Source organism: Caballeronia sordidicola (assembly GCF_000729995.1).
In the GTDB taxonomy this organism is placed as follows: domain Bacteria; phylum Pseudomonadota; class Gammaproteobacteria; order Burkholderiales; family Burkholderiaceae; genus Caballeronia; species Caballeronia sordidicola_A.
Genome location: NZ_JNFG01000178.1, coordinates 1 through 353, shown reverse-complemented (window position 1 = coordinate 353; position 353 = coordinate 1). Strand labels below are relative to the sequence as shown.

Genomic DNA, 353 nt, shown 5'->3' with positions numbered 1-353 from the left:
TTATCCGGCGCCGCAGCCTTTCGATCTGTCCGACGCCACCCGCGCGCGCGGCGACATGCTGGTCAACAAGGGCGACGCGAGCAAGCAGATTCCTGCCTGCATCGCCTGCCATGGCAGCGCCATGACCGGCGTGCAGCCGACTACGCCGGGTTTGCTCGGCTTGCCGCGCGACTACCTGGTGAGCCAGATCGGCGCCTGGAAAAACGGTGCGCGCCATGCGTTTGCACCCGATTGCATGGCGCAGGTAGCGCAGCGCCTGAGTGCTGAAGATATTGGCGCGGTAGCGGCCTGGCTGGCGGCGCAGCCAGTGCCGGCCGGCGCCACCGCGGTTGCTCCTGGCGCGGTCAAGTTGC

The 353-nt window shown here is 68.3% G+C and carries 1 protein-coding gene; it reads left to right on the top strand.

Annotated features, from left to right (window positions below):
* A partial coding sequence (locus FH08_RS0134280; RefSeq protein ID WP_031362671.1) for a c-type cytochrome occupies window positions 1–353 on the top strand: 353 nt, incomplete at both ends.